We start from the raw sequence: 8,574 nt of genomic DNA on the forward strand, positions 1-8,574 counted from the left end.
GCAAGGGGAAGGCCGTGTCTGTGGCGATAGATTACTCTTGTTCCCTTCGCGGGTATTAACCCGATCAGGTTCCGCGGATCCCGAATTAACGGTCTCAGCCTGGCTGATTTGATGAACAAATCAGGCGCTAGGCACTCCGACAAGATGCCCCCCAGTATAGGAGGGATAAGAAAAAAAACTATAAAATTTTAACGCGCCGGATCCAGCGCCTGGTCCGGCAGCGGTTGCTGCGTGGCTTCCGCCTCCAGCAGGATCAGCTTATCTTCCAGCGCAAAGCGCGCCGCCAGCGTTTCGCCGATATCCGACAAGGCCTGGTGGAATTCCAGACAAATCTCCTGATCGATATCCACTTCGGTATAGCGATCGTGGAACGCCATGATCTGTTCGGTATTGGCCCACAGCTTGGGGTAGATGTTCACCGCCAGTGACATTTTCGGACTGGCTGCGCCTTCCACTTGTTTGATAATTCTGTCATAGATATGAAAATGCCCTGCGGAGAGGTAATCCACCAGGTTATGGCAAAAGTTCTCCAGCGCTTTTTCATTCAGCGGCGTATGCTTTTCTTTATTCGGTTTGAGGCCTACCAGCGTGCAGTAGGCGACCAGCAACTGCTTGCGGGCCTGAAGCCATTGATCAACTAATTCATTACTACCGCCAACGCGCTGAGTCAGCCTTTCCAAACGGTTGAGCATGTTTGACTCCGTGTAAGTAACAAAAGTAACCGGTAAGTTATTAAAATGTAACAAAGCCGATTTGTAGAGTGCCAGTGAAGCTGAGGTTGTGCAACAACGATATGGAACTTGCATTAACGGGCAATGAAAACGGCTGGTGGATCGTCAGCCATGAAAGCAAACTTTGGTTACCGAACGGTGAATTGCCGTCGGGGAACGCCGCCGCCTTCGGCCTGCAGGGCCATATGGCGCGCGTCATCGGTGAGTGGGAGGGCGCGCCGGTCTGGCTGGTGCGCCAGGCGATGCCGCGGGAGATGGGGTCGGTGCGTCAGTTGTTGGATCAGGATCGTGGTCTGTTCCAGCTGGCCGGGCGCGGCGTGCAGCTGGCGGATTTCTACCGCTCCCATCGCTATTGCGGCTACTGCGGCCATGAGATGCACCTCAGCCGCACCGAAAGCGCCTGCCTGTGCGGCCATTGCAAGGAGCGCTACTACCCGCAGATCGCGCCCTGCGTGATCGTCGCCATTCGGCGCGACGATCAGATCCTGCTGGCGCAGCACGTGCGCCATCGCGGCGGCATTCACACGGTGCTGGCCGGTTTCGTTGAAGTGGGCGAAACGCTGGAGCAAGCGGTAGCGCGCGAAGTGATGGAAGAGAGCAATATTGAAATCAAGAACCTGCGCTACGTCACGTCACAACCCTGGCCGTTTCCGCACTCGCTGATGATGGCCTTTATGGCCGATTACCACCAGGGTGAGATTCGTCACGATCCCAAGGAGCTGCTCAATGCCGGCTGGTATCGTTACGACCAACTGCCGCTGTTGCCGCCGCCCGGCACCGTGGCGCGCCGCTTGATTGAGGACACCGTGGCGCTGTGCCGGGCAGAATAATGTACAATGGCCGGCAGATTATTAAGGGAGCCCCATAAATGACTGAGTTGAAGAACGATCGTTACCTGCGCGCGCTGTTGCGTCAGCCGGTGGATGTGACCCCCGTATGGATGATGCGCCAGGCCGGTCGTTATTTACCGGAGTATAAGGCGACTCGCGCCCAGGCCGGTGATTTTATGTCGCTGTGCAAGAACGCGGAGCTGGCCTGCGAGGTTACGCTGCAGCCGCTGCGCCGCTACGCGCTGGACGCCGCCATCCTGTTCTCCGACATTCTCACCATTCCCGACGCCATGGGGCTCGGCCTGTACTTTGAAGCCGGCGAAGGCCCGCGTTTCAGCTCCCCCGTCACCTGCCGCGCCGACGTCGACAAACTGCCGGTGTTCGATCCGGAAGTGGAGCTGGGCTATGTGATGAACGCGGTGCGCACCATTCGCCGCGAGCTGAAGGGCGAAGTGCCGCTGATCGGCTTCTCCGGCAGCCCGTGGACGCTGGCTACCTATATGGTTGAGGGCGGCAGCAGCAAGGCATTCACCAAGCTGAAGAAGATGATGTATGCCGAGCCGGCCACGTTGCACCTGTTGCTGGACAAGCTGGCGGACAGCGTGATCCTTTACCTCAATGCCCAGATCAAGGCCGGCGCGCAGTCGGTGATGGTGTTCGACACCTGGGGCGGCGTGCTGACCGGGCGCGATTACCGCGAGTTCTCTTTGCACTACATGCACAAGATCGTCGATGGCTTGCTGCGTGAAAACGACGGCCGCCGCGTGCCGGTAACGCTGTTCACCAAAGGCGGCGGGCAGTGGCTGGAGGCGATGGCCGCCACCGGCTGCGATGCGCTGGGGCTGGACTGGACCACCGACATCGCCGACGCGCGCCGTCGCGTAGGCGACAAAGTGGCGCTGCAGGGCAATATGGATCCGTCGATGCTTTATGCTTCTCCGGCGCGCATCGCGGAAGAAGTGGAGACCATTCTGGCCGGTTTCGGCCACGGCAACGGTCATGTGTTCAACCTGGGCCACGGCATCCATCAGGATGTGCCGCCGGAGCACGCCGGGGCCTTCGTCGAGGCGGTGCACGCGCAGTCGGCGAAATACCACCGTTAAGGATCCGATGTGACCGATATGGCGGCTCTGCGCGCCGAACAGCTGCGGCGCGCCGCTGAAGTCATTCGCTACGACGAGCTGCCGGCCGAACCGCCGGCGTTCATCGCCGGCGCCGATGTGGGCTTCGAGCAAGAGGGCGCGGTGACGCGCGCCGCCATCGCCATCCTGCGCTATCCGTCGCTGGAGCTGGTGGAGTATCAGGTGGCGCGCATCGCCACCGTCATGCCTTATATCCCGGGTTTCCTGTCGTTTCGCGAATACCCGGCGCTGTTGGCCGCCTGGGGGCAGCTGCGGCAAAAACCGGGGCTGATCTTCGTCGATGGGCACGGCGTTTCACATCCGCGGCGCCTCGGCGTCGCCAGCCATTTCGGCCTGCTGGTCGATGTGCCGACCATCGGCGTGGCCAAGAAGCGCCTGTGCGGCAAATTCGCGCCGCTGGACGCTGCCGTCGGCGCGCTGTCGCCGTTGGAAGATAAGGGAGAACAGCTGGGCTGGGTATGGCGTAGCAAGGCGCGTTGCAACCCGCTGTTCATCTCTACCGGTCACCGCGTGGGCGCCGACAGCGCGCTGGCGTGGGTGCAGCGCTGCATGGCGGGCTACCGTTTGCCGGAGCCGACCCGTTGGGCCGACGCCATCGCTTCGCGCCGTCCGGCGTTTCAGCGGTGGTTGCAGCAGCATCCGGAGGTGTCGCCATGAGCGATTTCGGGTACACTGCGCCGCAGATAACGCGTAAGAGAGTAAAGCATGCTACGTAACCCGATTCATTTACGTCTGGAACGGCTCGAGGGCTGGCAACATTTGACCTTTATGGCCAGTTTGTGCGAGCGTATGTACCCGAATTACCAGATGTTCTGCAAACAGACCGAGTTCGGCGATCCGGCGGTTTATCGCCGCATTCTGGATTTGGTGTGGGAAACGCTGGTGGTGAAGGACGCCAAGGTCAACTTCGACAGCCAGCTCGAGAAGTTGGAAGAGGCGATTCCGTCGGCGGAAGATTACGATCTTTACGGCGTTTACCCGGCAATTGATGCCTGTATCGCATTAGGGGAACTGATCCATTCGCGGCTCGGCGGGGAGACGTTGGAGCACGCCATCGCCATCAGTGAAACATCGATTCGCACCGTGGCGATGTTGGAAATGACCCAAGCCGGTAAGGAAATGACCGACGAAGAGTTGGAAAGTTTGCCTGCGGTAGAGGAAGAATGGGACATTCAATGGGAAATTTTCCGCCTGTTGGACGCCTGTGAAGAGCGCGATATAGACCTGATCAAGGGGCTGCGATCCGACCTGCGGGAGGCGGGCGTCAGCAACATCGGGATAAATTTAGCGCAATAAGGCAACAAAACGTGATTTAACGCCTGATTTGTCATGCCTTAAGGCTTCACATCCGCACCCTGTCTGGTCTACATTTGGGGGGCGTAAAAAAAGTGGCTATCGGTGCGTGTATGCAGGAGAGTGCTGTCAATCGGCATATCCGTCGCACTCGATGCTTTGCAAACGATAAACACACTGTAAGGATAACTTATGAACAAGACTCAACTGATTGATGTAATCGCGGACAAGGCTGACCTTTCCAAAGCACAAGCTAAACTGGCTCTGGAATCCACCCTGGCTGCAATTACTGAGTCTCTGAAAGAAGGTGATGCAGTACAATTGGTTGGCTTCGGTACTTTCAAAGTAAACCATCGTAGCGAGCGCACTGGCCGCAACCCACAGACTGGCAAAGAAATCAAAATCGCAGCAGCCAACGTGCCTGCGTTCGTTTCTGGCAAAGCACTGAAAGACGCCGTTAAATAAGACCGCGCCTCGGTGAAAAGATTAAACAGGGGGGCGATGGCGCCCCTTTTGTTTACTCGTCGGGCGCTTATGGCCGTTGGCATCGCCGTCGGCCTGAGCGCCTGCAGTTTCCATTCCGATATCCCCAGCTTTACCGCCAGCGGCTTCGTGGCCGATCAGGGCGTGATACGTCTGTGGCGTAAAGACGATGAGCAACATCGTCCGCAAGTGTTGGTCAGCGTTTACAGCCCTTACCGCGGCCCGGGTACCATTACCACGCTGTACACCTATCAGGGCGACGTGCTGCGCCAAATCAAACGTAACGACGCCGACGGCGATCGAGATTCCATTCAGCTGCGCTTTGCCGACGATGGCACGGTGAGCTTTATGCAGCGCCAGCTGGCGACACGCCGCGAACCGCTGACCCGCGATGAAATCGCCCTGTATCAATATCAGGCGCGACGGATCCTCGAAGTGAGCAATGCGCTGCGCGCCGGCAAGGTCAAATTGCTGCAGGGGCGTTGGATGCAGGGCGAGGTGCAAACCTGCGACGGGCAGCGCTTAAAACCCGGGTTGGATGCCTCCGCCATCGCCTGGATCGAAAAACGCGCCCGCAGCAGCAGCCGGCCGGTGAGCGTCGCCTGGCTGGAAGCGCCCGAAGGCAGCGAGCTGCTGCTGGTGGCGAACGACGATTTCTGCAGCTGGGAACCGAAAGAAGACCAGCTATAAAAAAGGCCCCGCACTGCGGAGCCTCTGGTCATTATCATGAAAGGTCAAATTATTTGCCGCGCGCAATCGCGCGATAACCGATATCTTTGCGGCAGAAGCTGCCTGGCCACTGAATGCCTTCCGCCAACTGATAGGCGCGTTGCTGCGCCTGCGCCACGGTATCGCCCAGCGCCGTCACGCACAGCACGCGGCCGCCGCTGGTGACGACGTCATCGCCCTGCAAGCGTGTGCCGGCGTGGAAGACCTTACCGTCGGCGCTTTCCTGCTGCGGTAGCCCCTGGATAACCTCGCCGTTGCGATAGTCACCCGGATAACCGCCGGCTGCCAGCACCACGCCAAGGGCAGGGCGTTCGTCCCAATCAGAACTCTTCTCGTTCAGACGGCCTTCGGCGCCCGCCAGACACAGCTCCACCAGATCGGAGCGCAGGCGCAGCATGATCGGCTGAGTTTCCGGATCGCCAAAACGGCAGTTGAATTCGATCACCTTCGGCTGGCCGTCGGCGGAGATCATCAGGCCGGCATACAGGAAGCCGACGTAGGTATTGCCTTCCGCCGCCATGCCGCGCACCGTCGGCCAGATCACCTGATCCATGGCGCGCTGGTGGATTTCGTCGGTCACGACCGGCGCCGGGGAGTAGGCGCCCATGCCGCCGGTGTTCGGGCCGGTGTCGCCGTCGCCGACGCGTTTGTGGTCCTGGCTGGTGGCCATCGGCACCACGTTCTCGCCATCGACCATCACGATGAAGCTGGCTTCTTCGCCGTCGAGGAACTCTTCCACCACGATGCGATGGCCGGCGTCGCCGAAGGCGTTGCCGGCCAACATGTCGCGCACCGCCTCTTCCGCTTCCTGCAGCGTCATCGCGACGATCACGCCTTTACCGGCCGCCAGGCCATCGGCCTTGATGACGATCGGCGCGCCTTTGCGGCGCACATAGGCCAGCGCCGGCTCCACTTCGGTGAAGTTTTCATATTCGGCGGTCGGGATGCGGTGGCGCGCCAGGAAATCTTTGGTGAAGGCTTTGGAGCCTTCGAGCTGCGCGGCGGCCTGCGTCGGGCCGAAGATTTTCAGACCGGCGGCCTGGAAGGCATCGACCACGCCGATCACCAGCGGGGCTTCCGGCCCAACGATGGTCAGACCGATGTCATGGCTCTGGGCGAAAGCGACCAGGGCGGGGATGTCGGTGGCGGCGATCGCCACGTTTTCCAGATTGGCTTCCAGCGCGGTGCCGGCATTGCCCGGCGCAACATAGACTTTATCCGCCAGCGGAGACTGGGCGGCTTTCCAGGCCAGCGCGTGTTCGCGCCCGCCGTTGCCGATAATCAAAATGTTCATCAGAAGCTCCACGAATGGCGTGCGCCGGAGCGCACGCGGCAAAAGGAATTAATGGCGGAAGTGACGCATGTCGGTGAAGATCATCGCAATGCCGTGTTCGTTGGCGGCGGCGATCACTTCGTCGTCGCGGATCGAACCGCCCGGCTGGATCACGCAGGTGATGCCAACCGCCGCCGCGGCATCGATGCCGTCGCGGAACGGGAAGAAGGCGTCGGAGGCCATGGCGGAGCCTTTCACTTCCAGCCCTTCGTCGCCCGCTTTGATGCCGGCGATCTTGGCGGAGTAAACGCGGCTCATCTGGCCGGCGCCTATGCCGATGGTCATGTTGTCACGCGCATAAACGATGGCGTTGGATTTCACGAACTTGGCCACTTTCCAGCAGAACAGCGCGTCGCGCAACTCCTGCTCGGTCGGTTGGCGTTCTGACACCACGCGCAGATCGGCGGCGGTGACCATGCCCAGATCGCGATCCTGCACCAGCAGCCCGCCGTTGACACGTTTGAAATCCAGCCCCGCCACGCGTTGCTGCCACTGGCCGCAGGCCAGCACGCGCACGTTCTGTTTGGCGGCCAGCAGGGAGCGCGCTTCCTGGGTGACGTTTGGCGCGATGATCACTTCCACGAACTGGCGGCTGATGATCGCCTGCGCGGTGGCGGCGTCCAGCTCGCGGTTAAAGGCGATGATGCCGCCGAAGGCGGAGGTCGGGTCGGTTTGGTAAGCGCGCTCGTAGGCGGCCAGAATGTCGTCGCCGATCGCCACGCCGCAAGGGTTGGCGTGTTTGACGATCACGCAGGCCGGTTCGTCGAACTCTTTCACGCATTCCAGCGCGGCGTCGGTATCGGCGATGTTGTTATAGGACAGCGCTTTGCCCTGCAGCTGTTCGGCGGTCGCGACAGAAGCTTCCTTTACTTCTTCCTCTATATAGAAGGCGGCCTGCTGGTGGCTGTTTTCACCGTAGCGCATATCCTGCTTCTTGATGTAGTTGAGGTTCAGGGTGCGAGGGAAGCGGCCGGACGGCTGTTCGGTCTCGCCGTGATACGCCGGCACCAGCGCGCCGAAGTAGTTGGCGATCATGCTGTCGTAGGCGGCGGTGTGTTCAAAGGCCTTGATGGCGAGATCGAAGCGGGTGGCATAGCGCAGCGAACCGTCGTTGTTGTCCATCTCGGTAATGATGGCGGCGTAGTCGCTGCTCTTCACCACGATGGCGACGTCTTTATGGTTCTTGGCGGCGGAGCGCACCATGGTCGGGCCGCCGATATCGATATTCTCGACCGCATCCTCCAGCGAGCAATCCGGGCGCGCCACGGTTTGGGCGAATGGGTACAGATTGACGACCACCATGTCGATAGGCTTGATGTCATGCTGATTCATGACAGCGTCGTCCTGGCCGCGGCGGCCGAGAATGCCGCCGTGGACTTTCGGGTGCAGGGTCTTAACTCGTCCGTCCATCATCTCCGGGAAGCCGGTGTAGTCGGAAACTTCGGTAACGGGCAGACCGGCGTCTGCCAGCAGACGAGCGGTGCCGCCGGTGGACAGCAGTTCAACGCCGCGCTGGGAAAGCGCTTCGGCGAATTCAACGATACCGGTTTTGTCAGACACGCTGAGCAGGGCCCGGCGGATTGGACGAGGTTGTTGCATGGTTTTATCCCTTGGCTTTGAGTCGCAATTAAAGAGCGTTACGTGAATGTCCACCTCGTTCTCTCTATAAAGCGCAGTTTTTTGCCTTATAAAGGGAGGGTCAGGCACATATTCAGGTAACGCCCCCATAAAAAGGGGGATCGTTTCGTCGCGGGGAATTGTAGCGAAAACGTTTGCGTGGCGCTCGTAAATTTTCCGTACAAATCGCATCTGTGGATAACACTGTGCGCAAGTGGGTATAAGGCGGGGTTTTGCTGTGGAATGCAGCGAACGATCGCTTTTGCTGAAAATACCTGTTGCGGCCTGCGAGGAACTCCCTATAATGCGCCTCCATCGACACGGAACATGTGAACAACTTCACAGAGTATCCGGGGGTCGCAGAGAAAAAATCCTGAAAATTAGGGTTGACTCTGAAAGAGGAAAGCGTAATATAC

At 59.8% G+C, this 8,574-nt stretch carries 9 protein-coding genes and 1 riboswitch; of the genes, 6 read left to right on the forward strand and 3 right to left on the reverse strand.

What is annotated here, in order from left to right; translation table 11 throughout:
- Nucleotides 1-24 precede the first annotated feature (24 nt).
- Nucleotides 25-149, reverse strand: a riboswitch (TPP riboswitch).
- 39 nt (nt 150-188) lie between these two features.
- Nucleotides 189-692, reverse strand: a complete 504-nt coding sequence (locus tag MMS95_RS21735) for an Rsd/AlgQ family anti-sigma factor (protein WP_044030301.1) — start codon at nt 690-692, stop codon at nt 189-191.
- 101 nt (nt 693-793) lie between these two features.
- Here MMS95_RS21735 and nudC point away from each other — a divergent pair, with 101 nt between their 5' ends.
- The 6 genes from nudC to MMS95_RS21765 all read left to right on the forward strand — a co-directional run bounded on the left by nudC (nt 794) and on the right by MMS95_RS21765 (nt 5,169).
- On the forward strand, nt 794-1,561 hold the full coding sequence (nudC, locus tag MMS95_RS21740) for an NAD(+) diphosphatase (RefSeq protein ID WP_031300328.1): 768 nt from the start codon (nt 794-796) through the stop codon (nt 1,559-1,561).
- 38 nt (nt 1,562-1,599) lie between these two features.
- On the forward strand, nt 1,600-2,664 hold the full coding sequence (gene hemE, locus MMS95_RS21745) for a uroporphyrinogen decarboxylase (protein ID WP_004929877.1): 1,065 nt from the start codon (nt 1,600-1,602) through the stop codon (nt 2,662-2,664).
- Nucleotides 2,665-2,673: 9 nt separating this feature from the next.
- Nucleotides 2,674-3,360 (forward strand): deoxyribonuclease V, encoded by a 687-nt coding sequence (nfi, locus tag MMS95_RS21750; RefSeq protein WP_021505241.1) that lies wholly within the window; start codon nt 2,674-2,676, stop codon nt 3,358-3,360.
- Nucleotides 3,361-3,408: 48 nt separating this feature from the next.
- Complete coding sequence (locus MMS95_RS21755) at nt 3,409-3,999, forward strand: YjaG family protein (protein ID WP_004929875.1); 591 nt, start codon at nt 3,409-3,411, stop codon at nt 3,997-3,999.
- A gap of 189 nt (nt 4,000-4,188) precedes the next feature.
- A complete protein-coding gene (gene hupA, locus MMS95_RS21760) occupies nt 4,189-4,461 on the forward strand; it encodes a nucleoid-associated protein HU-alpha (protein WP_004929874.1) in 273 nt (90 codons plus the stop codon).
- 36 nt (nt 4,462-4,497) lie between these two features.
- The gene (locus tag MMS95_RS21765; RefSeq protein WP_015376330.1) at nt 4,498-5,169 is read left to right on the forward strand and encodes a DUF1481 domain-containing protein; all 672 of its coding nucleotides are present in this window, start codon (nt 4,498-4,500) and stop codon (nt 5,167-5,169) included.
- A gap of 49 nt (nt 5,170-5,218) precedes the next feature.
- Here the strand turns inward: MMS95_RS21765 and purD are convergent, their stop codons facing one another.
- Both purD and purH read right to left on the reverse strand, forming a co-directional pair.
- On the reverse strand, nt 5,219-6,502 hold the full coding sequence (purD, locus tag MMS95_RS21770) for a phosphoribosylamine--glycine ligase (protein ID WP_033631540.1): 1,284 nt from the start codon (nt 6,500-6,502) through the stop codon (nt 5,219-5,221).
- Between the two features lie 48 nt (nt 6,503-6,550).
- The gene (purH, locus tag MMS95_RS21775; RefSeq protein WP_033631541.1) at nt 6,551-8,140 is read right to left on the reverse strand and encodes a bifunctional phosphoribosylaminoimidazolecarboxamide formyltransferase/IMP cyclohydrolase; all 1,590 of its coding nucleotides are present in this window, start codon (nt 8,138-8,140) and stop codon (nt 6,551-6,553) included.
- Nucleotides 8,141-8,574: the final 434 nt, after the last annotated feature.

The organism is Serratia sp. PGPR-27 (genome assembly GCF_022678525.1).
In the GTDB taxonomy this organism is placed as follows: domain Bacteria; phylum Pseudomonadota; class Gammaproteobacteria; order Enterobacterales; family Enterobacteriaceae; genus Serratia; species Serratia nematodiphila.